At 70.5% G+C, this 24071-nt stretch carries 26 protein-coding genes; 13 read left to right on the forward strand and 13 right to left on the reverse strand.

The window, feature by feature from the left end:
* Window positions 1-25: 25 nt before the first annotated feature.
* The gene (locus JIX55_RS06780; protein ID WP_257562338.1) at window positions 26-1354 is read right to left on the reverse strand and encodes an HpcH/HpaI aldolase/citrate lyase family protein; all 1329 of its coding nucleotides are present in this window, start codon (window positions 1352-1354) and stop codon (window positions 26-28) included.
* Between the two features lie 190 nt (window positions 1355-1544).
* Here JIX55_RS06780 and JIX55_RS06785 point away from each other — a divergent pair, with 190 nt between their 5' ends.
* The gene (locus JIX55_RS06785; RefSeq protein WP_257562339.1) at window positions 1545-2450 is read left to right on the forward strand and encodes an endonuclease/exonuclease/phosphatase family protein; all 906 of its coding nucleotides are present in this window, start codon (window positions 1545-1547) and stop codon (window positions 2448-2450) included.
* A 56-nt stretch (window positions 2451-2506) separates the two neighbouring features.
* On the opposite strand, the gene JIX55_RS06790 is transcribed toward JIX55_RS06785, so the two are convergent.
* From JIX55_RS06790 to JIX55_RS06805, 4 genes are all read right to left on the reverse strand, one after another.
* A complete protein-coding gene (locus JIX55_RS06790; protein ID WP_257562340.1) occupies window positions 2507-3469 on the reverse strand; it encodes an electron transfer flavoprotein subunit alpha/FixB family protein in 963 nt (320 codons plus the stop codon).
* A gap of 90 nt (window positions 3470-3559) precedes the next feature.
* Window positions 3560-4345 (reverse strand): electron transfer flavoprotein subunit beta/FixA family protein, encoded by a 786-nt coding sequence (locus tag JIX55_RS06795; RefSeq protein WP_257562020.1) that lies wholly within the window; start codon window positions 4343-4345, stop codon window positions 3560-3562.
* Window positions 4346-4549: 204 nt separating this feature from the next.
* Window positions 4550-5059, reverse strand: a complete 510-nt coding sequence (locus JIX55_RS06800; protein WP_257562342.1) for a flavin reductase family protein — start codon at window positions 5057-5059, stop codon at window positions 4550-4552.
* 275 nt (window positions 5060-5334) lie between these two features.
* Window positions 5335-5748 (reverse strand): TlpA family protein disulfide reductase, encoded by a 414-nt coding sequence (locus JIX55_RS06805; RefSeq protein WP_257562343.1) that lies wholly within the window; start codon window positions 5746-5748, stop codon window positions 5335-5337.
* A gap of 75 nt (window positions 5749-5823) precedes the next feature.
* Here JIX55_RS06805 and JIX55_RS06810 point away from each other — a divergent pair, with 75 nt between their 5' ends.
* A complete protein-coding gene (locus tag JIX55_RS06810; RefSeq protein WP_257562344.1) occupies window positions 5824-6240 on the forward strand; it encodes a DUF4395 domain-containing protein in 417 nt (138 codons plus the stop codon).
* 185 nt (window positions 6241-6425) lie between these two features.
* Window positions 6426-7154 carry a lysophospholipid acyltransferase family protein gene (locus JIX55_RS06815; protein ID WP_257562345.1) on the forward strand — a complete coding sequence of 243 codons (729 nt, stop codon included), beginning with the start codon at window positions 6426-6428 and terminating at the stop codon, window positions 7152-7154.
* A 7-nt stretch (window positions 7155-7161) separates the two neighbouring features.
* On the opposite strand, the gene JIX55_RS06820 is transcribed toward JIX55_RS06815, so the two are convergent.
* From JIX55_RS06820 to JIX55_RS06835, 4 genes are all read right to left on the reverse strand, one after another.
* The gene (locus JIX55_RS06820) at window positions 7162-7755 is read right to left on the reverse strand and encodes a transglutaminase domain-containing protein (protein WP_257562347.1); all 594 of its coding nucleotides are present in this window, start codon (window positions 7753-7755) and stop codon (window positions 7162-7164) included.
* 72 nt (window positions 7756-7827) lie between these two features.
* The gene (locus JIX55_RS06825) at window positions 7828-8898 is read right to left on the reverse strand and encodes a threonine aldolase family protein (protein ID WP_257562348.1); all 1071 of its coding nucleotides are present in this window, start codon (window positions 8896-8898) and stop codon (window positions 7828-7830) included.
* Entirely contained in the window at window positions 8895-9647 is a 753-nt protein-coding gene (locus JIX55_RS06830; protein WP_257562349.1) for an SDR family NAD(P)-dependent oxidoreductase, read from the reverse strand. Before JIX55_RS06830 ends, JIX55_RS06825 begins: the two co-directional genes overlap by 4 nt.
* A 47-nt stretch (window positions 9648-9694) precedes the next feature.
* Window positions 9695-11092 (reverse strand): DUF6421 family protein, encoded by a 1398-nt coding sequence (locus JIX55_RS06835; RefSeq protein WP_257562350.1) that lies wholly within the window; start codon window positions 11090-11092, stop codon window positions 9695-9697.
* Window positions 11093-11501: 409 nt separating this feature from the next.
* Between JIX55_RS06835 and JIX55_RS06840 the strand changes: the two genes are divergently transcribed.
* Window positions 11502-12185 (forward strand): glycerophosphodiester phosphodiesterase, encoded by a 684-nt coding sequence (locus tag JIX55_RS06840; RefSeq protein ID WP_257562351.1) that lies wholly within the window; start codon window positions 11502-11504, stop codon window positions 12183-12185.
* 1 nt (window position 12186) lies between these two features.
* Here JIX55_RS06840 and JIX55_RS06845 read toward each other — a convergent pair whose 3' ends face one another.
* Window positions 12187-12723 (reverse strand): GNAT family N-acetyltransferase, encoded by a 537-nt coding sequence (locus tag JIX55_RS06845; protein ID WP_257562353.1) that lies wholly within the window; start codon window positions 12721-12723, stop codon window positions 12187-12189.
* Between the two features lie 153 nt (window positions 12724-12876).
* Here JIX55_RS06845 and JIX55_RS06850 point away from each other — a divergent pair, with 153 nt between their 5' ends.
* From JIX55_RS06850 to JIX55_RS06860, 3 genes are all read left to right on the forward strand, one after another.
* Complete coding sequence (locus JIX55_RS06850) at window positions 12877-13269, forward strand: VOC family protein (RefSeq protein WP_257562355.1); 393 nt, start codon at window positions 12877-12879, stop codon at window positions 13267-13269.
* A gap of 101 nt (window positions 13270-13370) precedes the next feature.
* Window positions 13371-14135 carry a VOC family protein gene (locus tag JIX55_RS06855; RefSeq protein ID WP_257562357.1) on the forward strand — a complete coding sequence of 255 codons (765 nt, stop codon included), beginning with the start codon at window positions 13371-13373 and terminating at the stop codon, window positions 14133-14135.
* 82 nt (window positions 14136-14217) lie between these two features.
* Window positions 14218-15240 carry an aldo/keto reductase gene (locus JIX55_RS06860; RefSeq protein ID WP_257562358.1) on the forward strand — a complete coding sequence of 341 codons (1023 nt, stop codon included), beginning with the start codon at window positions 14218-14220 and terminating at the stop codon, window positions 15238-15240.
* On the opposite strand, the gene JIX55_RS06865 is transcribed toward JIX55_RS06860, so the two are convergent.
* Both JIX55_RS06865 and JIX55_RS06870 read right to left on the reverse strand, forming a co-directional pair.
* The gene (locus JIX55_RS06865) at window positions 15237-15785 is read right to left on the reverse strand and encodes a MarR family winged helix-turn-helix transcriptional regulator (protein WP_257562359.1); all 549 of its coding nucleotides are present in this window, start codon (window positions 15783-15785) and stop codon (window positions 15237-15239) included. The two genes, JIX55_RS06860 and JIX55_RS06865, sit on opposite strands and share 4 nt — an antisense overlap.
* A complete protein-coding gene (locus JIX55_RS06870) occupies window positions 15782-17422 on the reverse strand; it encodes an FUSC family protein (protein WP_257562360.1) in 1641 nt (546 codons plus the stop codon). Before JIX55_RS06870 ends, JIX55_RS06865 begins: the two co-directional genes overlap by 4 nt.
* Before the next feature lie 195 nt (window positions 17423-17617).
* On the opposite strand from JIX55_RS06870, the gene JIX55_RS06875 reads away from it, so the two are divergent.
* From JIX55_RS06875 to JIX55_RS06895, 5 genes are all read left to right on the forward strand, one after another.
* Window positions 17618-18172, forward strand: a complete 555-nt coding sequence (locus JIX55_RS06875; RefSeq protein ID WP_257562361.1) for a DUF5134 domain-containing protein — start codon at window positions 17618-17620, stop codon at window positions 18170-18172.
* Window positions 18173-18345: 173 nt separating this feature from the next.
* Window positions 18346-19287: a M56 family metallopeptidase gene (locus JIX55_RS06880; RefSeq protein WP_257562363.1), complete on the forward strand. Its 942-nt coding sequence runs from the start codon at window positions 18346-18348 to the stop codon at window positions 19285-19287.
* Between the two features lie 134 nt (window positions 19288-19421).
* Window positions 19422-20105: a phosphatase PAP2 family protein gene (locus JIX55_RS06885; protein WP_257562365.1), complete on the forward strand. Its 684-nt coding sequence runs from the start codon at window positions 19422-19424 to the stop codon at window positions 20103-20105.
* 32 nt (window positions 20106-20137) lie between these two features.
* A complete protein-coding gene (locus JIX55_RS06890) occupies window positions 20138-20836 on the forward strand; it encodes an HAD family hydrolase (protein ID WP_257562366.1) in 699 nt (232 codons plus the stop codon).
* Between the two features lie 205 nt (window positions 20837-21041).
* Window positions 21042-21698 carry a TetR/AcrR family transcriptional regulator gene (locus JIX55_RS06895; protein ID WP_257562367.1) on the forward strand — a complete coding sequence of 219 codons (657 nt, stop codon included), beginning with the start codon at window positions 21042-21044 and terminating at the stop codon, window positions 21696-21698.
* On the opposite strand, the gene JIX55_RS06900 is transcribed toward JIX55_RS06895, so the two are convergent.
* Window positions 21683-23188, reverse strand: a complete 1506-nt coding sequence (locus tag JIX55_RS06900; RefSeq protein ID WP_257562368.1) for an LVIVD repeat-containing protein — start codon at window positions 23186-23188, stop codon at window positions 21683-21685. The genes JIX55_RS06895 and JIX55_RS06900 overlap by 16 nt on opposite strands.
* A gap of 194 nt (window positions 23189-23382) precedes the next feature.
* On the opposite strand from JIX55_RS06900, the gene JIX55_RS06905 reads away from it, so the two are divergent.
* Window positions 23383-24048, forward strand: coding sequence for a DUF305 domain-containing protein (locus JIX55_RS06905; RefSeq protein ID WP_257562369.1), 666 nt, complete (start codon window positions 23383-23385; stop codon window positions 24046-24048).
* Window positions 24049-24071 lie beyond the last annotated feature (23 nt).

Genomic DNA, 24071 nt, shown 5'->3' on the forward strand with positions numbered 1-24071 from the left:
GCAACGGCTGTCGCAGGACCGCTGCTTACCCGCCGTGCGACCCGCCCGCCTCCTGGCCGGCGATCGTCGGATCCGCCCGCCGGGGTGCCGCGAAGCCCTCCAGGCCGACGCGGTTCAGCCCGGTCGCCTTCACCACCTCGTCGAGGTCGAGCGCGCCGCAGTCGAGGCCCCGCAGCAGGTAGCCGCTGAGCGCCTTGGCCGTCGCGGGCTCGTCCATGACGTCGCCGCCGACGCGGCCCGCGTACCGGGAGAGGCGCGCGGCGGCCTGTTCGTAGCCCTCGCGGTAGAAGGCGAAGACGGCCGCGTAGCGGGTGGGGATGTGGCCGGGGTGCATGTCCCAGCCCTGGTAGTAGGCGCGGGACAGGGCGCGGCGGGTGAGGCCGTAGTGCAGCCGCCAGGCGTCGTGGACCTGGTGGGTGGGGCCGACCGGCAGGACGTTGGTGGAGCCGTCCGAGACGCGTACGCCGGTGCCCGCCGCGGCGACCTGCATGATCGCCTTGGCGTGGTCGGCGGCGGGGTGGTCGCTGGCCTGGTAGGCGGCGGAGACGCCGAGGCAGGCGCTGTAATCGAAGGTGCCGTAGTGCAGGCCCGTGGCGCGGCCCTCGGCGGCGTCGATCATACGGGCGACGGTGGCGGTGCCGTCGGCGGCGAGGATGGACTGGCTGGTCTCGATCTGGATCTCGAAGCCGATCCGGCCGGGCTCGAGGCCGCGTGCCTTCTCGAAGGCCTCCAGGAGCCGGACCATGGCGGTGACCTGCTCGGCGTAGGTGACCTTGGGCAGGGTCAGGACCAGTCCGTCGGGCAGGCCGCCGGCCTCCAGCAGGCCGGTGAGGAAGATGTCGAGCGTACGGATGCCCCGGTCGCGAACCGGGGCCTCCATGCACTTCATACGGATGCCCATGTACGGGGCGGCCGTGCCCTCGGCGTACGCCTGGGCGATCAGCCGGGCGGCCCGTGCGGCGGTCTCGTCCTCCTCGGCGTCGGGCCGCGGGCCGTAGCCGTCCTCGAAGTCGACGCGCAGGTCCTCGATCGGCTCGCGTTCCAGCTTGGTGCGGACGCGGTCGTACACAGGCCCGGCGAGGTCGTCGCTCAGGCCGAGGACGGTGGCGAAGGCGGCGGCGTCCGGGGCGTGCTCGTCGAGGGCGGCGAGTGCCCGGTCGCCCCAGGAGCGGATGGTGTCGGCGGTGAAGACATCACCGGGCACGTAGACGGTGTGCACGGGCTGACGGGTGCCGGGGTCGCCGGGGTAGCGGCGCTCCAACTCCGCGTCGACGGGGGCGAGGGAGGCGCTGATCTCCTCGCTGACGGCGCCCGCGAGACTCGTCGCGACGATCTCCTGCCTGCCTTGCCCCATTCCAACCCTCCGCTTTCCGCATTACGGAATCAATAATCCGTATAACGAAGCTAACTGCCGATCTTGGTATCGGTCAACACTGCCCCGAAGTGGGATTGCCCATGCTCTCCCCCTGGCCACTGCCGACCCGCCGCCTTCTTCCGTATTAAGTAGGCAAGCTTCATCCTGACAACCCAAGGGGAGGGAACGCGTGCCGAAAGAGGTCGGAGTGACGCGCCGCCAAGGACTCAGGTCCGCCGCGGCCGCCGCCATCGCCGTGCCGCTACTGACTACGGCGGGCTCGTCGCAGCCCGCGTCCGCCGGCGAGTACGCGGGCGCCCTGAACGTCATGACGTTCAACGTGCGCTTCGCGACCGTCGTCGACAAGACACCGCGCTGGTCCGTGCGCCGCCCGGTGATGCGGGAGCTGTTGCGTCGCGAGCGCCCCCATGTCATCGGCACCCAGGAGGGCCTCTACCAGCAGCTGCGCATGATCGAGAAGGATCTCGGCGGGCACTACGACTGGATCGGCACCGGCCGAGGGGGTGGCAGCAAGGACGAGTTCATGGCGATCTTCTACGACACCCGCAGACTCGATCCGATCGAGTTCGATCACTTCTGGTTGTCCGACACCCCGTACACGATCGCCTCCAACACCTGGGACGCGGACTGGCTGCGCATGGTGACATGGGTCAGATTCGCCGATCTCGCCGACGGGGGACGGGAGTTCTACGTTCTCAACACCCATCTGGACAGCGTCAGCCAGTACGCCCGGGAGCGCTCCGCGGGGCTCATCGGCGAGACGATCTCCGGGTGGGACCGATCATTGCCGGTCATCGTCACCGGCGACTTCAACGCGGCCGCCCACGACAACCGGGTGTACGACCTGCTGTTGGAGGGCGGGCTGGTCGACGCGTGGGACGAGGCGGCCTCGCGCAGCCCGGCGTACGCGACGTACCACGGCTACCGGGGGCTCAGGCCCGGCGGCCGACGCATCGACTGGATCCTCACCTCGCCCGGGGTGACCACGCACTGGGCGGCGATGAACACCTTCTCCATGGACGGGATGTACCCGAGCGACCACTTGCCGGTGCAGGCCTCGCTGACCCTGGGATGAGCCGAGGCCCCCGTGACCGTTCGTGCGGTCGCGGGGGCCTCGGACGACTCAGCCGATCAGCCCTTGCGGGTGTTGATCTCCTCGGTGAGCTGGGGGACGACGTCGAAGAGGTCGCCGACGACGCCGTAGTCGACCAGGTCGAAGATCGGGGCTTCGGCGTCCTTGTTGACGGCGACGATGGTCTTGGAGGTCTGCATGCCCGCGCGGTGCTGGATGGCGCCGGAGATGCCGGAGGCGATGTACAGCTGCGGCGAGACGGACTTGCCGGTCTGGCCGACCTGGTTGGTGTGCGGGTACCAGCCGGCGTCGACGGCGGCGCGGGAGGCGCCGACGGCCGCGCCGAGGGAGTCGGCGAGGGCCTCGATGATCGCGAAGTTCTCCGCGCCGTTGACGCCGCGGCCGCCGGAGACGACGATCGCGGCCTCGGTCAGCTCCGGACGCCCGGTCGACTCGCGCGGGGTGCGGGCGGTGACCTTGGTGCCGGTGGCCAGCGCACCGAACGTCACGGACAGTGCCTCGACGGCGCCGGCGGCCGGGGCGGCCTCGACGGCGGCGGAGTTGGGCTTGACCGTGATGACCGGGGTGCCCTTGGAGACACGGGTCTTGGTGGTGAAGGAGGCGGCGAACACCGACTGGGTGGCCACCGGGCCGGCGTCGCCGGCTTCGAGGTCGACGGCGTCGGTGATGATGCCGGAGCCGATGCGCAGCGCGAGGCGGGCGGCGATCTCCTTGCCCTCGGCGGAGGACGGCACCAGCACGGCGGCCGGGGACACGGCCTCGACCGCGGCCTGGAGGGCGTCGACCTTGGGGACGACGAGGTAGTCGGCGTATTCGGACGCGTCGTGGGTGAGGACCTTGACCGCGCCGTGCTCGGCGAGCGCGGCGGCGGTGTCGGCGGCGCCGTTGCCCAGCGCGACGGCGACGGGCTCGCCGATGCGGCGGGCCAGGGTCAGCAGCTCCAGGGTGGGCTTGCGGACGGCACCGTCCACGTGGTCGACGTAGACGAGAACTTCAGCCATGGGATTGCTCTCCTGCGGATTGCGAAGTCTGAGGGGCGGTAAGGGAAATGGGCCTCAGCCGGGCCAGGGGCCGCGGCGGGCCGCAGGGCCTTAGATGAACTTCTGGCCCGCGAGGAACTCAGCGAGCTGCTTGCCGCCCTCGCCCTCGTCCTTGACGATCGTGCCGGCGGTACGCGCAGGGCGCTCGGTCGCGGAGTCGACGACCGAGTAGGCGCCCTCCAGACCGACTTCCTCGGCCTCGATGTCGAGGTCGGACAGGTCCCAGGACGCGACCGGCTTCTTCTTCGCCGCCATGATGCCCTTGAACGACGGGTAACGCGCCTCGCCCGACTGGTCGGTGACGGAGACCACGGCCGGAAGCGAAGCCTCCAGCTGCTCGGAGGCGGCGTCGCCGTCACGGCGGCCCTTGACCACGCCGTCCTCGACGGAGACCTCGGAGAGCAGGGTGACCTGCGGGACGCCCAGGCGCTCGGCGACCAGCGCGGGCACGACGCCCATCGTGCCGTCGGTGGACGCCATGCCGGAGATCACCAGGTCGTAGCCGGCCTTCTCGATCGCCTTCGCCAGCACCAGCGAGGTACCGATCGCATCCGTGCCGTGCAGGTCGTCGTCCTCGACGTGGATCGCCTTGTCCGCGCCCATCGACAGCGCCTTGCGCAGCGCGTCCTTGGCGTCCTCCGGACCCACCGTCAGAACCGTGATCTCCGCGTCGTCCGCCTCGTCGGCGATCTGCAGCGCCTGCTCCACCGCATACTCGTCCAGCTCGGAGAGCAGACCGTCCACATCGTCACGGTCGACGGTCAGGTCATCGGCGAAGTGCCGGTCGCCAGTGGCGTCGGGCACGTACTTCACAGTGACAACGATCCTCAAGCTCACGCCGGCTCTCCTACTGCATCGTCATTTCCGGGCTGCCTTCTTGCAGGCAGCATAGGCGCCTGAAGCGGCCGATCCCGATCGGGGCGACCTGCGCTCCGGCGATATATTACTCGCCAGTACGACGCCTACGTTCCCGCATTTCGTTCCCGCTAAGCAAGCGCTTTGAACTGTGAGTTAGGCAACCCTGCGTAATCGGGTCGGGGATCAGTCTCGCAGACCGTTGAAGGCGCCCTGGTGGTAGAGGAGCGGCCGTCCGGCGCCCGACGGGTCGCCCATGACCACCTCGGCGAGGACGATCCGGTGTTCGCCCGCCGGAACGCGTGCCACCACCCGGCAGACCAGCCAGGCGAGCACGTCGTCGAGGACGGGAACCCCCTCCGGGCCGCTACGCCATCCGGTGGGTGCCCCGAACCGGTCGGCGCCACTACGGGCGAAGGTGGCGGCCAGCTCCCGCTGATGCTCCCCGAGTATGTGCACGCCCACGTGGTCCGCCTCGGAGATGGCCGGCCAACTGGAGGCGCCGGTGCCGATGCCGAACGAGAGCATCGGAGGCTCGGCGGAGACCGAGGTGAGCGAGGTGGCGGTGAAGCCGACCGGGCCGGTGCCGCCCCGCGCGGTGATCACTGCGACGCCGGCGGCGTGGCGCCGGAAGACGGAGCGCAGGAGATCGGGGGAGGCGAGCTGGGGCGAACCGAGGCCGGGGGTGGCCGTCATGGAGTTGTCCTTCTGCTGGAGTCGGCATGGGGGCACCACCCGCTCGAGCGAAATCCAGAGTGGGGGATGGTTCGTGGCTGCTCAGGATCCCGGACAGCGCGAACTGGCCGTGCGGACCAAGTCCACATGGACACGCTCGAAGAGAAGGAGTTCTCGGGGCATACAGTCAGGTTGACGATAGGCGAGGCGCACAGTCAAGTGCGTCCCGGAATCCGGAAGATGCGTCACAAGTCCCCTTGAACCGCCCTTCGACTCCGTCGCGTGTCACCGCGGCTTCACACGGCCTCGCCGAGCGCGGCGATCACATCCGCCTTGCGCGGCTGTCCGGTGGCCCGCCGCACGATCCGGCCGTCCGCGTCGAGCACGAGCACGGTCGGCGTCTTGAGGATGTCGAGGCGGCGTACGAGGTCGAGCTGGTCTTCGGCGTCGATCTCGACGTGGGCGACGCCGGGGACCATTCCGGCCACTTCGGCGAGCACCCTGCGGGTCGCCCGGCAGGGGGCGCAGAAGGCACTGGAGAACTGGACGAGCGTGGCCCGTTCACCGAGCCCCTCCCCCAACTCCGCCGCGCCGAGCCGCTTGTCGCCGTCGCGTACGCGCACCCTGACTCTCCCGCTCCGCCGCTGATGCAGCACTCCGTAGGCGCTCGCCGCCGCGAGCACCAACCCGCACACCACAAGTCCGGTCACAGCGTGCTTCAGCGTTCACGGGACTGCAAAGATTCCCGACTCCCCCCAGGGACCGGCCTGCGGAATGCTTGACGCATGGACATCGATGTGAGGGGACCGCGCTTCGGGGCGGCCGTGACGACCGTCGTACTGGCGGTCGCACTGATCACCGGCAGCGCCTGGCTGCTGGCCTGGCAGACGTTCGCGTTCGCGCTGGGCGCGGCGGGCGGAGTGGGGCGTTCGCCGTACGGCTGGCTCTTCCGCACGCTTCTGCGGCCGCGGCTCGGGCCGCCGACGGAGTTCGAGGCGCCGGAGCCGCCGCGCTTCGCGCAGGCCGTCGGGCTGGCCTTCGCGGCGGTGGGCCTGGTCGGTTTCGCGGTGGGGCCCGAGTGGCTGGGACTGGCGGCGACCGGCGCGGCGCTCGCGGCGGCCTTCCTCAACGCGGTGTTCGGGTACTGCCTGGGGTGTGAGATGTACCTGATCGTCCGTCGGGTGACCGTACGAGCGGAGTAAAGGCGGGTGAAGTCCAGCCGTGGATCACGTGACCGACGTGACGAGAATCTCGCCGTCGGCCTGCGTCAAGACTGGCTACTCGTGCGTTCTTGGGGCACGATCTGCGAGATGCCGTAAACCTACGGCTGCGTAACTTTCCCGCCGGGATCCTCCTTCCCAGGCAGAGAGAAGGGTCCACTCCGCCCATGGCAGAGCTCGTCTACCGTCCCGCAGTCGGTCTCGCCGTCACCCTCTTCAAGGCGTGGGACCTGAAGATCGACTGCAAGGGGTCGGAGAACATCCCGCGCTCGGGCGGCGCCGTGCTGGTGAGCAATCACATCAGCTATCTGGACTTCATCTTCGACGGCCTGGCGGCGCTGCCGCAGAAGCGTCTGGTGCGCTTCATGGCCAAGGAGTCGGTGTTCCGGCACAAGATCTCCGGTCCTCTGATGCGCAACATGCGTCACATCCCGGTGGACCGCAAGCAGGGTGAGGCGGCCTACGCGCACGCGCTGGACTCGCTGCGCTCCGGCGAGATCATCGGTGTCTTCCCCGAGGCCACGATCTCGCAGTCGTTCACCCTGAAGAGCTTCAAGTCGGGCGCCGCCCGGCTGGCCCAGGAGGCGGGCGTCCCGCTGATCCCGATGGCCGTGTGGGGCACGCAGCGGCTGTGGACCAAGGGCCACCCGCGCAACTTCAAGCGCAGTCACATCCCGATCACCATCCGGGTCGGCGAGGCGATAGAGGCCTCCAAGGACAAGTACGCGGGCGCCATCACCCGTCAGTTGCGTGAGCGCGTCCAGGAGTTGCTGGAGGCCGCCCAGCGCGCCTACCCCGTCCGTCCCAAGGGGCCGGACGACACCTGGTGGATGCCCGCCCACCTCGGCGGCACGGCCCCGACCCCGGAACAGGTCCGCGAGGCCGAGGCCCGCTGACCGGCCTCTACAGCGCCACGGGGAGCGTCTTCCACAGGTGGGGCCGGTCGGGGGCGGCCCGAAGAGCCGCGAGCACGGCCGGGTGCGGTTCGGCGTACAGCGTCGGGTAGTCCGACTCGCCCGCCTCGGGATCCGGTACGTAGGCCAGGCGTTCCCCGTCCAGCGAGAACCGGGTGTTCACACCCGGTTTGTCGCCCCGGGGGTCCTGGCGGTGCCAGGCGCCGTGGAAGCGTACGGCGACCAGGCCGTGCACGGCGTGTCCGTCGCCGTCGTCGTGCGCCAACCGCTGGTAGCAGAGCGCGGTCGGGATGTCCTCGGCACGCAACAACGCGGCCAGGGCATGGGCTTTGGCGTAGCAGATCCCGGTGCGGTGTTCCAGGACGTCGGACGCGCGCCAGGTGACGCGCGGATCACCGACGTCCTGTGAGTGCGGAATGGTGTCGCGGACGTACTCGAACGCCGCTCGCGCATAGCCATACGAGTCTGCGACCCCCTTGGCGAGATATGCGGCCGTCTGTCGTACGCGCGGATGGTGATGGTCTATGGCCTCGTCAGCAGCAAGATAGGCGGACAGGTCAGGGGTTTGCTGGATCAGCTCCATGCCCGTAGAGCATAGGAAAACGATCACCCGCGAGTCAATGACTTTTCAGATGACCGTATATTTATGCACCCCTCAGTGCGCCATCTCCTCCTTGAGCGCCGCCACGAAACCGTCCACGTCCTCCTCGGTCGTGTCGAAGGCGCACATCCAGCGGACGTCGCCCGCGGCCTCGTCCCAGAAGTAGAAGCGGTAGCGCTTCTGAAGGCGTTCGCTCACGTCGTGGGGGAGGCGCGCGAAGACGGCGTTGGACTGCACGGGGTGCAGGATCTCCACCCCGTGGACCGCGCGGACGCCCTCGGCGAGCCGCTGGGCCATCTCGTTGGCGTGCCGGGCGTTGCGCAGCCAGAGGTCCTTCGCCAGCAGGGCTTCCAACTGCACCGACACGAAGCGCATCTTGGAGGCGAGCTGCATAGACAGCTTGCGCAGATGCTTCATGTGGCTGACGGCGTCCTGGTTGATGACGACGACCGCCTCGCCGAACATCGCGCCGTTCTTGGTGCCGCCCAGGGAGAGGAGGTCGACGCCGACCGCGTTGGTGAACGTCCGCATGGGGACGTCGAGCGCGGCGGCCGCGTTGGCTATCCGGGAGCCGTCCAGGTGCACCTTCATGCCGTGCGCGTGGGCGTGGTCGCAGATCGCTCGGATCTCGTCGGGCGTGTAGAGGGTGCCGAGTTCGGTGCTCTGGGCGATCGAGACGACCTGCGGCATCGCGCGGTGCTCGTCGTCCCAGCCGTACGCCTGCTTGTCGATCAGCTCGGGGGTGAGCTTGCCGTCGGGCGTGGGCACGGTGAGCAGCTTCAGGCCGCCGACCCGCTCGGGCGCCCCGCACTCGTCGACGTGGATGTGGGCGCTCTCGGCGCAGATCACCGCGCCCCAGCGGTCGGTGACCGCCTGGAGGGCGACGACGTTGGCGCCGGTGCCGTTGAAGACGGGGAACGCCTCGGCGGTGGCACCGAAATGGCTGCGGACGATGCGCTGGAGGTTCTCGGTGTACTCGTCCTCGCCGTACGCGACCTGGTGCCCGCCGTTGGCCAGGGCCAGGGCGGCGAGCACCTCGGGGTGGACCCCCGCGTAGTTGTCGCTGGCGAAGCCGCGGACCTCCGGGTCGTGATGGCGACGAGCGTCGGTCTTCGGGGGGTTCACGGCTTGTCGGTCAGCCACAGACGGTTTCCGTTCACTTCGGCGGCGGGCTTCTCCCAGACGCCGGCGATGGCCTCGGCCAGGTCCTTGACGTCGGTGAAGCCCGCGAACTTCGCATTGGGGCGCTCGGCGCGCATCGCGTCGTGCACCAACGCCTTCACGACCAGGATGGCAGCCGCGGAGGTCGGCCCTTCCGGCCCCCCGGCCTTGCGGAAGTAGTCCGCCGTGGCCAGCGTCCACGCCTCGGCGGCGGCCTTGGCGGCGGCGTACGCGGCGTTGCCGGCGGTGGGCTTGCTGGCGCCGGCCGCGCTGATGAGGACGTATCGGCCGCGTTCGCTGCGCTGCAGGGCCTCGTGGAAGGCGAGGGAGGTGTGCTGCACGGTACGGATGAGCAGCATCTCCAGGAAGTCCCAGTCGTCGAGGCTGGTCCTGGTGAAGGTCTCGCTGCCGCGCCAGCCGCCGACGAGGTGGACGAGGCCGTCGACCCGGCCGAAGTCCTTCTCGACGCGGGTGGCCCAGTCGCGGGTCGACCGGAGGTCCAGCAGGTCGACCGTGTCGCCCACGACGGTGGCACCGCCGTGCGCGTAGCGGGCCGCGTCCACGGCCTCCGAGAGCCGCTCGGGGTCGTTGTCGGAGCCGACGACGATCGCCCCCGCGTCGGCCAGCCGCAGCAGCGTCGCCCGGCCCGCGGGTCCGCCCGCGCCCGCCACCGCGATCACCGCGCCACTCAGTGCACCGTTGCTGTTCTGCATGGTCTTCGCCTCCTGAGCAGCGACTGTGACGTCTGCGAATCGGGCGCTCACGCGGCGACCCGCTCGGCGTCCGCCGCGGTGATGCCCTTGGTGGAGGCGATCACGGTCTTCAGCTTCTTGGCGAGCGCCTCATAGAACATGCTGAGCGGAAACTCGTCCGGAAGCACGTCGTCGACGAGCTTTCGCGGCGGCTGCGTCAGATCCAGGGCGTCCGGGCCCTTGGCCCAGCGGGAGCCGGGGTGCGGGGGGAGATAGTCGGCGACCAGCCCGTACCCGGCGAACCAGTGGACGAGCTTCGGGCGGTCGATGCCGTCGCGGTAGAGCTTCTCGATGTCGGCGCAGAGCTGCTTGGTGACCTGCGGGGCGCGCTGCCAGTCGATGTGCAGCTTGTTGTCGGTCCAGCGGACGACGTCGTGCTTGTGCAGGTAAGCGAAGAGGAGCTGACCGCCGAGGCCGTCGTAGTTGCGGACGCGCTCGCCGGTGACCGGGAAGCGGAACATGCGGTCGAAGAGCACGGCGTACTGCACGTCACGGGCCTGCGGGACGCCGTCCGCCTCCAGCTTCACGGCCTCCTTGAAGGCGGTGAGGTCGCAGCGCAGCTCTTCGAGGCCGTACATCCAGAACGGCTGGCGCTGCTTGATCATGAAGGGGTCGAAAGGCAGGTCGCCGTGGCTGTGGGTGCGGTCGTGGACCATGTCCCACAGGACGAAGGCCTCCTCGCAGCGCTTCTGGTCGTGGATCATCGCGGCGACGTCCGCGGGCAGTTCGAGGCCGAGGATGTCGACGGCGGCCTCGGTGACCCGGCGGAAGCGGGCGGCCTCGCGGTCGCAGAAGATGCCGCCCCAGGAGAAGCGGGAGGGTGCCTCGCGCACGGCGATGGTCTCCGGGAAGAGGACGGCCGAGTTGGTGTCGTAGCCGGCGGTGAAGTCCTCGAAGGTGATGCCGCAGAACAGCGGGTTGTCGTAGCGGGTGCGCTCCAGCTCGGCCAGCCAGTCGGGCCAGACCATGCGCAGCACGACCGCTTCGAGGTTGCGGTCGGGGTTGCCGTTCTGCGTGTACATCGGGAAGACGACCAGGTGCTGGAGTCCGTGCGCGCGGTTCGCGGCGGGCTGGAACGCCAGCAGTGAGTCGAGGAAGTCGGGCACCTTGAAGCCGTCGTCGGCCCAGCGCCGCAGGTCCTTGACGAGCGCCTCGTGGTACGCGGCGTCGTGCGGCAGCAGCGGGGAGAGCGTCTGGACGGCCGCCATGACGTTCTGGACGGCCAGCTCGGCGTCCGCCGGATCGGGGGCGTGCTCGACGTCGAAGTCGATCGAGCCGTCCTTGGACTGCCATGGCCGGATCCGCTCCACGGCATCCTTGAGCACGGGCCAGGCCGGGTGCTCCACCACCCTACCGACCGGAGGAACTCCGCCCTCCGTACCCACCTGCACAAGAATTTCCGTCATGACCCATCCTCCACGGGATAACCTTTCGTAGAGACACCGTATGTAGGGGAGGTTCTCTCTCGCAAGACGGATCAAGAGCCTTCCGCCGGAAATCCTCCCGCCACTCCCTCTACCTAACCGATGAATCTCCTGTCACACGTCTGGTGAATCACAGTTCATGCGTCGCCGCGTGCGCGAGGAGCCGCCGGGTCAACGCCCGTCGGACTCGCCCACTCAGGGATGACCCGATTCGCCCGGGCAGGTGCGGAAACGGTCCTGTTCTCCGGCGTGACATGGCATGACATGGCTTGAAAGGGCTCGTGCACGTACGGATGCATCGCACGGCGGGAGGACTACGCTGCGCCCCAGCCGCGTGCCGCCCCCTCCCGGCCACGCGGGCCGAGCCGCCGTCGACGGAAGCGAGTCAACCTTGAACTTCCTCACCATCGGTCACCGCGGAGTCATGGGCGTCGAGCCCGAGAACACGCTCCGTTCCTTCGTCACCGCCGATCGCGCGGGCCTCGACGTCATCGAACTCGATCTGCATCTGAGCAAGGACGGCGCGCTCGTCGTCATGCACGACGCGGACGTGGACCGGACGACGGACGGCACGGGCCCGATCGCCGACAAGACCCTCGCCGAGCTGCGCGCCCTGGACGCGGGCCGCGGTGAGCGCGTCCCGACCTTCGAGGAGGTCCTGGACGCGGTACGGGCACCGCTCCAGGCCGAGATCAAGGACACGGCGGCGGCCCGCGCGCTCGCCGAGGTCATGCACCGGCGCGACCTGGTGGGACGGGTCGAGGTGCTGTCGTTCCACGACGAGGCGGTCGCCGAGATCGCCCGGCTGGTACCCGGCGTCCGCACCGCACTGGTCGCCAGCCGCTACGGCACCGACGTCGTGGACCGGGCGGTGGCGGTGGGAGCCACCACCCTCGTCCTGAACATCCGGCGGCTGACCCTGGAGGTCGTGGAGAAGGCCCGCAAGGCGAACCTGAGAATCATCGGCTGGGTCGTGAACACCCAGGACCATCTGCGGCTGGTCCGCGCGCTGCAGCTGGACGGCGCGACGACCGACTACCCGGACATCAAACGCACGGGCCGCTTCACGGCGTGAGTCAGACGAGTTCCTTGACCAACAGCTCGAACCGCAGGTCGTCCCGCTGCGGAATGCCGAAGCGCTCGTCGCCGTACGGGAACGGGGTCATCCGGCCCGTACGGCGGTAGCCGCGCCGCTCGTACCAGGCGATGAGGTCGTTCCGTACGGAGATCACGGTCATGTGCATCTCCTTGGCGCCCCAGGTCTCGCGCGCGATCCGCTCGGCCTCGGCGATGATCATCTTGCCGAGGCCGCCGCCCTGGAGGGCCGGACTCACCGCGAACATCCCGAAATAGGCGTGCTCACCGCGGTGTTCGAGCTGACAGCAGGCGACGACCGTGCCGTCGCGCTCGACCGTGAGCAGCCGGCCGGCGGGCGCCTTGATGACCTCCAGAACGCCCTCGGGATCGGTCCGCTGCCCTTCGAGAATGTCCGCCTCCGTGGTCCAGCCGGTCCGGCTGGAGTCCCCGCGGTACGCCGACTCGATCAGCGCGACGAGGGCGGCCACATCGCCGTCGATGGCATCGCGGAAGGTCAGGCCGGTGGCGGTGTCCATGAGGGGCGCTCCTGACGGCTCGTTGTACGGCGCGAACACGGAAGAGGGTAACCACACCCCGCGCCCGAAGGGGCGCGGGGAACTGCGCGAGAAGCCCCACTCACCCGCACCCGAGAACACGGCGCCCCCGGCGGCACGCCTACGCTCCGATGCATGGTCCATGTACTGAGCAGCCGCACCCTTCTCCGCCCCACCGACCCCGAGCGTTCCCGTGCCTTCTACGGCGAGAAGCTGGGGCTCCCCGTCTACCGCGAGTTCGGTACGGGCGACCACCGGGGCGTCGTGTACTTCCTCGGCGGCGGTTTCCTGGAGGTCGCGGGCCGCTCGGAGACCCTGCCGTCGCCCGCGCTGAAGCTCTGGTTGCAGGTCGCGGACGTGTCGGCGGCGCACGACGAGCTGGTGGCGGCCGGGGTGGAGGTGCGGCGACCGCCGGTGAAGGAGCCGTGGGGGCTGATCGAGATGTGGATCGCCGACCCGGACGGCACCGAGATCGTGCTGGTGGAGATCCCGGCGGACCATCCGCTGCGGTACCGGCCGGGCATCTGAGACGCCCCACCCCGGTGGCCGGGGCCGGGGCTCGGGCATAGCGTGCTGGAAGAGGACGCTCGTCCCCGATTCCCTCCCGATCCCCTGCCGGAAGGAACGCCATGAAGCTCGACGAGCCGGTGACCGGCGGGCCCTGCTGGACCGAGCTGGGGACCAGCGACCTGGAGGCGGCGAAGCGGTTCTACACCGAGCTGTTCGGCTGGCGTCCGGAGACCGATCCGCGCCAGGAGGCGGGCGGCTACAGCGTCGCGCACCTCGGTGACGCGGCCGTCGCCGCCCTCACCCCGCTGTACCAGGAGTCGCAGCCGGTGGCCTGGAACGTGTCGTTCGCGGTGCGCGACGCGGACGCGGCGGCCCGAGCGGTACGGGCGGCCGGCGGGAGCGTCGTACTGGAGCCCATGGACGTCTTCGACATCGGGCGGTTCGCGGTGGCCCTCGACCCGGGCGGCGCGGCATTCCAGCTCTGGCAGGCGCGGACCTTCCCCGGCGCCGGGCTCTTCAACGCGCCCGGCGCGCTCGGCTGGGTGGAGCTGCTGACCCGCGCGCCCGACCAGGCCGAGGCCTTCTACACGACGGTGTTCGGCTGGAGCGTCAACGCCTCCGAGCAGTACACGCAGTGGGGCATCGAGGGCGCCGACTTCGGCGGCATGATCACCATGGACGAGAAGTTCCCGCACGAGGTGCCCTCGCACTGGCTGCCGTACTTCGCCGTCGAGGACGTCGACGACACGGCGCGGATCGCCACCGAGGCGGGCGGCACCATTCTCATGGAGCCCACCTCGGTTCCGGACGGACCGCGCATCGCGGTGCTGCGGGACCCCCAAGGGGCCGTGTTCGGCGTGTACTTGGCGGGAGCGGAAGGCTGAGGCCGATCGGCCTCCGCTTGTACTGAAGTGCGCTTCAACTCCTAGCGTCGTGCCCACGAACACCGCTCGGAGGAGATGCATCGTGCGTTACACACTGTTCGGCAGGACCGGTCTGCGCGTGAGTGAACTGGCCTTCGGGGCCATGACGTTCGGCTGGGGAGCCGTGGACCTCGACGCGGGCCGGCCGCTCCTCGACGCCTACGCGGACGCGGGCGGGAACTTCGTCGACACGGCGAACAACTACTCCGAGGGCGCCTCGGAGGCCATCGTCGGCAAGCTCCTCGAAGGCCGCCGCGACCGGTTCGTGCTGGCCAGCAAGTACACCTGCGCGACCAGCGCGCAGGACGTGAACTCGGCGGGCAACCACCGCAAGAGCCTCGTGCGGTCGGTGGAGGCGAGCCTGGAACGGCTGCGTACCGACCGGCTCGATGTCCTGTGGGTGCACGCACGGGACGACTTCACGCCGGTCGACGAGGTGATGCGGGCCCTCGACGACCTCGTACGGTCCGGGAAGGTGCTCTACGTCGGGGTGTCGGACTGGCCCGCGTGGGAGATCGCGCAGGCCAACACCCTTGCGGAGCTGCGGGGTTGGACCGCGTTCGCGGGCTCGCAGCTGCGCTACAACCTGCTGGAGCGCACCCCGGAGCGTGAACTGCTCCCGCAGGCACGGGGGTTCGACATGGCCGTTTTCGCGTGGGCGCCGCTGGCGGCCGGGAAGCTGACCGGCAAGTACCGGCGCGGTGAGACGGGACGCCTCGGTGACGGCGGGGCCGCCGCGGAGCCGAGGGAGGACGCCGTGGTCGACGCCGTGCTGGAGATCGCCGAACAGGGCGGCTGGAATCCCGCGCAGGTGGCCCTGGCCTGGTTGCTCGGCCGCCCCGGCAACCTCGTGCCGATCGTCGGCGCCACCAGCGAGCGCCAGCTCGCGGACAACCTGGGATGCGTCGACGTACGCCTCGACGCGGACGCGGTCGCACGGCTGGACGAGGTGAGCGCGCCCTCGCTGGGCTTCCCGCACGACTTCCTGCGCGAGCCCGTCATCCGGGAGAACGTGTACGGCCCCCGCTGGGCCGACATCCGCAACCCGCGCGACGCGAACCGCTAGGCGCGCGGCAGCCCCAGCCGGCCCTCCAGCTGGATCAGCAACTCGCCCAGCAGAACGGCGAGTTCGCGGCGTTCGTCGGCGTCGACTCCGGCCAGTACGGCCGTCTCGTAGGCCAGTTGCTCCGGCAGGACGCTGTCCACGAGGTCGCGGCCGGCGTCGGTGAGGCGGACGTGGGCGACGCGGCGGTCGCGGGCGTCGCCGCGCCGCTCGACCAGTTCGCGCTCGGTGAGCAGCTTGAGGCGTTTGGTCACGGCGGCGCCGGAGGCGAAGGTCTCCCGGGCGATCTCACTGGGGGTCAGCTCGTGGCCCGTGCGGCGCAGGGTGCCGAGGACGTCGAACTCGGGGCGGGTGAGGCCGGCGCGGCGCAGCGGGGCGTCCTCGGCCTGTTGGAGGAGGGCGGCGCAGCGGTTGACGCGGCCGATGATCTCCATCGGTGCGGTGTCGAGACCGGGGTGCACCGTCTGCCACTGGCGCACCACCTTGGCGACCGTGTCCCCGAGAGCCGCGTCGCTCCCCGTCGCCGTCCGCCCGTTGCCTGCCGTCATGCCCGTGCGCCCTCCGATGCCTGGATCCCGTGCCGTCGTACCGTCGCCGCGAGCGTACGGTGTCCGGCCTGCTCGGCGTGCGTCACCCGCTCCGAGTGCCGTGCGCGTTGCCACCATTCGCCGGCCGCGGCGTCGGTGGTGGCGCGCAGCTCGACGAGGGCGGCGGCGAGGGAGCGGCGGGTGGCGCGCAGGGCGGCGGGCGCGGCGTTCGGGTCGGCGGCGGTGCGGACCGTGTGCTCGCGGGCGCGCTCCACGGCGGCGAGGGCGTGTTCGACACGGTCTCCGGCGCGCCGGTTGGTGACGGCGACCGCGGCGAGGAAGCCGACCAGGACGCCGACGAGGGTGTCGAGGAGCCGGTCGGTGATCAGCTCGCCGGGGTTCTCGTGGCGGACGAACTCGGTGACGAGCAGGGCCATCGGGGTCACGCAGATCGTGCCGAGCCAGTAGTTGCGGCTGATCAGCGCCTCGGCGCCGAAGCTGAGGGCCAGGCAGCACAGGACGAGCGCCGCCGGGCCGAGGTGGGCGAGCGGGACCAGGGCGGCGAAGGCCAGCAGACCGGCGAGGTTGCCGACGACGCGCTGCACGCCACGGTTCCAGGTGAGGGTGAGGTTCGCCTGGTAGAGCGAGGCCGCGGTGACCAGGGCCCAGTAGGGACGGCCGACGCCGATCGCGAGGGAGGCGTACCCGGCGAGGGCGCAGCCGACCGCGGTGCGTACGGCGATGGGAGTGAGCGGGCCGAGCCTGCTCCACAACGGGGCCTGTCCGCCCGCGAGTCGGCACTCCACGTCGAGCGGTTCGCCGGCCGCCTCGGCCGGGGCGGCGGCCCTCGGGAGGGTGCCGGTGCCGCGCAGCTCACGCGCCCAGGCCCGCAGTCGGCCGGGGTCGGCGTCGGCGGGCGTGGCGAGGGCGACCTCGGCGCGGACCAGGAGGCGTTCGAGGGCGCGCCGGGGCTCGTTGCGCGCGCCGGCGGAGAGCAGGGTCTGCCAGGCGGTGTGCACGGCGGTCGCGGCGGCCGTGCGGGCCCCCGGCCGCTCGGGGTGCGCCGTCTCGATGTGGGCGGCCACCGCGTTCAGGGCCTGGGCGGTGGCGCGGCGCTCCGGCCCGTGGGGTCGTATGAGGGCGGGGACCATGCAGACGAGCCACGCCCACACGCCCGCCACGGCGGACGCCGCGAGATGGCCGGGGACCTGGGCGAGGCTCTGCGGTACGAAGAGGGCCGCCGAGGTGACGAAGGTGAAGATGACGTTGGCGGGCGGCCCGATCCGGCTCGCGTCGCAGAGTGCCTTCTGCGCGGCGGCGAGCAGTGCGCCCACGGTGACCAGCACCAGCGCGTTCGTGGTGAGCGAGGCGGTGACCAGGGCGACCGCGAGGCCGCCGACCATGCCGAGCACCACCCACGCGAGGACCCGGGCGCGGACCGCGTACGGCCGGTTGTGGGCGTAGAGCGCGCACAGGGACCCGGCCATCGTGTACATCGCCAGGTCGAGGCGGTCGAGGGCCAGCAGCGTCAGGTTGGGCGGGGCGGTCGCGACGACCACGCTGAGGGCGGGCTTGAACCAGATCTCGGAGGGCCGGTTCGCCCGGAGGGCACCGAAGAACGGAAGTCTGCGGGCACGGGGAGGTCTGACGCTGCTCATGCTCATAACCTTAGCGGGTATTTTACTCGTGAAATACACCGAGGGCTGTGGCACTCCTCTCCTCGGTGCACCTCGCGCGCTCCCCCGCGTACACCCTTGCGCTCGTATGCGCGCCACCGGGCACGGGCATGCCCTGACCGACTGTCCGACCTCACTCTCAGCACTGTCCGACGTCGTCGAACGGGGAGGTGCGTGGTGCACGGACCGGTTCCGCCCGGCTGGCTGCTGGTCGCGCTGTGCGCGCTGAGCGGGGGCTACTGCCTGCTGCGGATGCGCAGCGCCGTCGAGGAGCAGCGCCGGGCCGCGGGCGGCGAGGCGCTGATGGGGTTCGGCATGGCCGTGATGGCTGTGCCCGCCGCGGCCGTGGCGCCGCCGCGCTGGGTCTGGCTCGCGTACACGCTCGTGTTCGGCGCGGCCGCGGTGCACGCCCTGTGGTCGGCCCGGACGAGCCCGCACCATCTGCATCACCTGGTGGGCGCGCTGGCGATGGTCTATATGGCGGCGGCGATGGCGTCCTCGTCCGGCGGCGGCCACGGCGGCGCGGGACCGCCCCTGGTGACCGGGGTGCTGCTGGTGTACTTCACCGGCTATGTGTTGTGGGCGGGCGTCCGGCTCATCCCCGGACCGGCCGCGGCGGGGGCGCGGGTCGTGGCGTCCCGGGCGCCCGGCTGGGGCGACCGGCCCGAGTTGGCGCGGGCCTGTCGGCTCTCCATGGGCATCGGGATGCTGGCCATGCTGCTGACGGTCTGAGCGGCGCGGGGGCCGGGGCGCACTGCCCGGGGGTGTACGGGAGCAGGTCGTCCTGGCGACGGGTCGTACGGAAGGGGTTCGTGCGGCAGTGGCACGTACGTGATCGTGGTCTGTGTCACTTCGGCGGTGCGGGCCGTGTCGCCGTACCCCGCCGCGCTCATAGGCTGCGCCCCATGATGGTCCCCGCGGCGTTGTTGCTGCTCGGCGCGCTGATCGCCGTCGTCGCCCCGCGGTTGCTGGCCCGGGCCGACTGGCCGGACCGTGAACCGGTGGTCGCCCTGTGGGTGTGGCAGTCGGTGGTCGCGGCCGTACTGCTGTGCTGCGTGCTGTCGATGTCCCTGAGCGCGGCCGCCGCCTGGACGGCGGTGCGCGGGCGGGTGTTCGCGCCCGCGCCGCAGGCGGTCGTGGAGGCGTACGCGCTGGGCACCGGGGGCCCCTGGGCCGTGACCACCGCCGTGGTGCTCGCGTGCGGCGGTCTGTGGACCGGGGCGATGCTGGTCCGCGAGGTCGTGCGGGCCCGGCGGCAGCAGCATCGACGCCACGCCGAAATTCTGCTGCGGGCCCCGCTGTTGCCCGGCGAGGAGTCGGATGGCGACCGGCTCGTGGTGGTGGAGGGCGAGCGGCCGGACGCCTGGTGGCTGCCCGGGCCGGCGCCCCGACTGGTCATCACCACCGCCGCGTTGCGCCGGCTGAAGGGGCGGCAGGTGGACGCGGTGGTCGCCCATGAGCAGGGGCACGCGCGGGCGCGGCACCACTGGCTGCTGCACTGTTCGGCGGCCCTGGCGGGCGGGTTCCCGCGCGTGCCGGTGTTCGCCGCGTTCCGCGCCGAGATGCACCGCCTGGTCGAACTCGCCGCCGACGACACGGCCTCCCGCCGCCACGGGCGCCTGGCCATCGCCCTCGCGCTCGTCGGCCTCAACGAGGACCGGGGCGCGTTCGGGCCCTGTCCGACTCCCGAGGACCACGTGCCGCAGCGTGTCCGCCGGCTGCTCGCTCCCCCGGAACGGCTCACTCCGGCGCGGCGGCTGCGGCTGACCGCGTATGGGGCTCTGGTGCCGGTCGTACCCGTATTGGTGGCTTTCGTCCCGGGGTTGCGGGCACTCGGTGGGGCGTGACAGGGCAAAGAAGCGACAAAGAACAGCCCAAGAACAACGGCCGGCGCGAAGCCTTTTCTCCGGTCGCGGGGCGTGACAGTGATCTCACGCCCCGGCGTTGGTCTGACGCCCCGGGAGTCGGCGAGGATCGCTGTATGCACACCTCCACCGTCGATTCGCCGCCCCACCGGCCTTCGACCACCCGCACCGCCCGCGTCGCCGCGGCCTTCGCGGCGCCCTCCGTTCTGCTGCTCGTCCTGGCGGCGCTCTCCTGGGGGCCGCTCATGTCCCTGGACGAGAGCATCGCGAACACCACGCACAGATGGGCCGTCGCCGAACCGGGCATCAGTCACGCGTTCCGCATTCTGACGGACTGGGTCTGGGACCCGGTGACGATGCGCCTGCTGGCCGCGGCCGCCGCGATCTGGCTGGTGTGGCGCCACAGAGAGTGGTGGCTCGCCATCTGGCTGGCGGTCACCAGCGCCGTCGGTACGGCGGTCCAACAGGGGCTGAAGGCGGCCGTCGGCCGGGAGCGGCCCGCGTGGCCCGACCCCGTCGACTCCGCACACTACGCCGCGTTCCCCTCGGGCCACGCCATGACGGCCACGGTCGTCCTCGGCCTGCTGCTCTGGCTTCTCCATCGGTACGGCGCCGGCCGCGCCCTCATGCGGACGGCCCTGGCGGTGGCCGCGGTCTCCGTCGTCGGCGTGGGCCTGACCCGGATCTGGCTGGGCGTGCACTGGGCGTCGGACGTGGTGGGCGGCTGGCTCCTGGGCGGGCTGACGATCGCGCTGGCGGTGATGACGTACGAGAAGTGGTACGGACCGAGGCGTACTTGACCGGTTACGGGCGGGCACGAAGGATCGACGGCATGACGATCAAAGGGGTGCTGTTCGACTTCTCCGGAACCCTCTTCCGCGCGGAGTCCACCGAGTCCTGGCTCCGTGCGGCCCTGACGGACGCGGGTCTCGCCCTGCCCGAGCCGGAGCTGGTCCGGACGGCCGAGGCCCTGGAGCGGGCGGGCGCGCTACCGGGCGGGGCGTCCCCCGTGGAGCCGCCGACGGGCGAACTGGGTGAGCTGTGGGCGATGCGGGACCGGAGCGCCGAGCGGCACCGGGCCGCGTACACGGGTCTCTCCCGCCGCGTGGCGCTCCCCGACCCCGCGCTGCACGACGCGCTGTACGACCGCCATATGGCGCCGCCCGCCTGGAGCCCCTACCCGGACGCCGCCGACGTCCTCGCCGCCCTGCGGGAACGCGGGGTGGCCGTCGGTGTGGTGAGCAACATCGGCTGGGATCTACGGCCGGTGTTCCGCGCGCACGGCCTCGACCCGTACATCGGCGCGTATGTGCTGTCGTACGAGCACGGCATGCAGAAGCCGGACCCGCGGCTGTTCGCCCTCGCCTGCGAGGCGCTGGGCGTCGACGCGCGGGACACCCTGATGGTCGGCGACGATCGGCGGGCCGACGGTGGTGCGGCGGCGCTGGGGTGCGGGGTGCACTTCGTGGACCATCTGCCCGCGGCCCGGCGGCCGGACGGGCTGCGGCCGGTGCTGGACCTGGTGGGCTGAGAGGCCGTCGACCGAAGCTCCGCCGGCGAGGGGCCTTCGCTCGAGTCCCCTTCAGCGATCGGCTGTTCGTCACCGCTGGACGTCCGTCCCGGACCGTCCCCCGTGCGGCCCGGGACGAACTGCGGCCGGGAGGGAGCACGTAGGGTCGCCGCCCGGAAGCGCTGAGTATAGTTGGCTGGCAGCCAGTCAACGCAGGAGTTACAGGATGTCCCCGCGCAGCGCCTCGGTCAATGAAGAGTTGCGGCGGCGTTCCCGGGAGCGACTGCTGCAGGCCGCGGTCGAGTTGGTGGACGAGCGGGGCTATGAGGCGACGACGCTCGCGGACATCGCGGACCGCGCCGGCTCGGCGCGTGGACTGGTGTCGTACTACTTCCCGGGCAAGCGCCAGCTCGTCCAGTCGGCCGTGCACCGGCTGATGCACCGGACGCTGGAGGAGGCGCTGGAGCGCGAGCCGCGCGGCGCGGACGGGCGGGAGCGCATGGCCCGGACCATCGACGCGATCCTCCGACTGGCCCGGGACCGGCCGGTGCTGATGCGCCAGCACATGGCGGGGATGATGCAGAGTCCCCGGGGCCTCGTCCAGTGCCCCGAGCAGCGGCGGCTGCGCGACCTGCTGCGGGACACGGTCACCCGGCACGGCTCCACCGACCCTGACGCCGACTACCCACTGCTGCGGGCCCTGTTGATGGGGGCCGTGTACGCGATGGTGCTGCCGAACGTGCCGTTGCCCCTCACCACACTGCGGGCCGAGCTGTTCCGGCGCTACGGACTGGACTGGGAGTCGGGCGTCCCGCCGGTCCCCGAGGGGCCCGGCGGGACGGGTGACAGGGATCTGTCGCGGTTCTTCTACCAGCCGAAGTAGTCCGGCTGCGTCTGCACGTTGAGCTCGCGCAGATGGACCCACTTGGCCGGGTCCGTCCGCCGGTCGTTGATCTTCAGGACGTCGAAGCCCTTCACCAGGTCGTTCGAGTAGATGTAGCCGTTGTAGTAGTACGCCGACCACGAGCCGCCACCGACGAGGGTGTCGGTGGAGATCGGACCACGCTCGAAGTACGCGATCTCCTGGGGCTTCGAGGAGTTGGTGAAGTCCCAGACCGAGACGCCGCCCTGGTACCAGGCCTGGACCATGATGTCCTTGCCCTTGACCGGGATCAGCGAGCCGTTGTGGGCCACGCAGTTCTCGGTGTCCGCCTGGTGGCGGGGGATCTTGAAGTAGCTCTTGAAGACGAGCTTGCGATGGTCGCCCTTGCCGACGATGTCGTAGATGCCGTCGGCACCGCGGTTCGGTCCGATCGCCTCGTTGCAGGTGGCCGCGCCGCCACCGCCCAACTCGTCGGTGAAGACGACCTTGTTCGCCTTCTGGTTGAAGGAGGCCGAGTGCCAGAACGCGAAGTTCACGTTGTCCTGGACCTGGTCGATGATCTTCGGGTTCTCCGGGTCCTTGATGGAGAAGAGGATGCCGTCACCCATGCACGCGCCGGCGGCCAGGTCCTTCGACGGCAGCACCGTGATGTCGTGGCAGCCGGTGGTCTTGGAGACGCCGGGGTTCGTGGGCGAGCCCGGGTTGCCTCCGCCGTCTGCGCCCTCACCGGGGAAGAGGACGGGGAAGCCGACCACGGCCGCCTTCTCCGGGGACTTGCGCGGCACCTTGATGATCGAGATGCCGTCGTGCGGCGGCTGGCAGTCGGGGAACGCGGCGTTCGGCGAGTACGAGGAGACGTAGACGTAGACGTTCCTGCGCTCGGGCACCAGGGTGTGGGTGTGCGAGCCGCAGGCGGTCTCGACGGCGGCGACGTACTTCGGGTTCCGCTTGTCGCTGATGTCGAAGATCTTCATGCCCTCCCACGACGACTTCTCACTCGCGGGCTGCGTGGTGCTGTTGCAGGAGTTGTCGCTGCGCGAGGAGTCGGTGGACAGGAAGAGCAGGTCGCCGGAGACGGAGATGTCGTTCTGTGAGCCCGGGCAGAGCACCTGGGCGACCGTCTTGGGTGCCTTCGGGTTGCTGATGTCGAAGACGCGGAAGCCGTCGTAGTTTCCGGCGTAGGCGTACTTGCCCTGGAAGGCGAGGTCCGAGTTGGTGCCGGGCAGCGCCTCCTTCGGGATGTTGGCCAGGTGCTGGATGTTGGCGGAGTGGACGATCTCGTCCTGGCCGGGTATCTCGCCGGCGGCTATCGCCGCCCGCGCCTCGGCCGCGTCGCTCTTGGAGACCTCCTTCGGCTTGGCGGGCGAGTCCCCCGGGTCGGGGGTCGCGGCCGCCGGTCCGGCTGTGAGTAACGCGGCCAGCAGGCCGGCCGCGGTCGCGGCGACACCCAGACGTCTGCGCCGCGTCCGAAGGTTGTTCAACAGGGTCACTGTGTCCTCCCGTGTAGCCGTTCGCGGTGGAACGGTTCAAGCACTTCCGAAGTATCGTCTTCATCATGCACAGATCAACAGACGGCAATGTACTTGTAACGAACAAATTTGATCAGCCGCGCGTGAAAGCGTGTTAGGAACGTTCGTCAACACTCATGAGGTGTACGCCCGTTCCTGTGCCCCAGGAGGTCACTGTGCTCGTTCGCCGCACATCCCGCGCGCCGCTGGTCACGGCCTCGCTGGCGGCCGCTCTGCTCGCACTCGCGGGCTGCGACTCGGGATCGGACGCGGCCCCCGACGGAGGTTCCGCCAAGTCGGGCGGACCCGCGGTGATCGCCCCCGGAAAACCGGGGGAGGCGGCTCAAACCCTCTCGCCGGAAGAGGCCGAGAAGCAGCGCGCCGAGGACGACTCGCCGAATTCCGCGGACCTCGACTACGCGCGCATGATGATCGAGCATCACACCCAGGCCCTGGAGATGACCGAACTCACCCCCGACCGCGCGAAGTCGACCCAGGTGAAGCGGATCGCCGAGCGCATCTCGGCCGCCCAGAAGCCGGAGATCGAGGCCATGGAGGGCTGGCTGAAGTCCAACGGCGGTGATGAGCGGGGCACTTCGCACAACCACGAGACGATGCCCGGCATGGCGACCGAGGAACAGCTCGAGCAACTCGGCACGCTCAAGGGCGAGAAGTTCGACCAGCTCTTCCTGAGGCTGATGATCACCCATCACGAGGGGGCGATCACGATGGCCACGGACGTGAAGGCGCAGGGCAACAACATCGTGATCGAGGAGATGGCCGACGACGTGATCGCCCAGCAGACGACCGAGATCAGCCGGATGCGCGACCTGACGGAGTGACCGTCGCGCCTTCCCGGGCTCAG

This window comes from Streptomyces sp. DSM 40750 (assembly GCF_024612035.1).
Classification (GTDB): domain Bacteria; phylum Actinomycetota; class Actinomycetes; order Streptomycetales; family Streptomycetaceae; genus Streptomyces.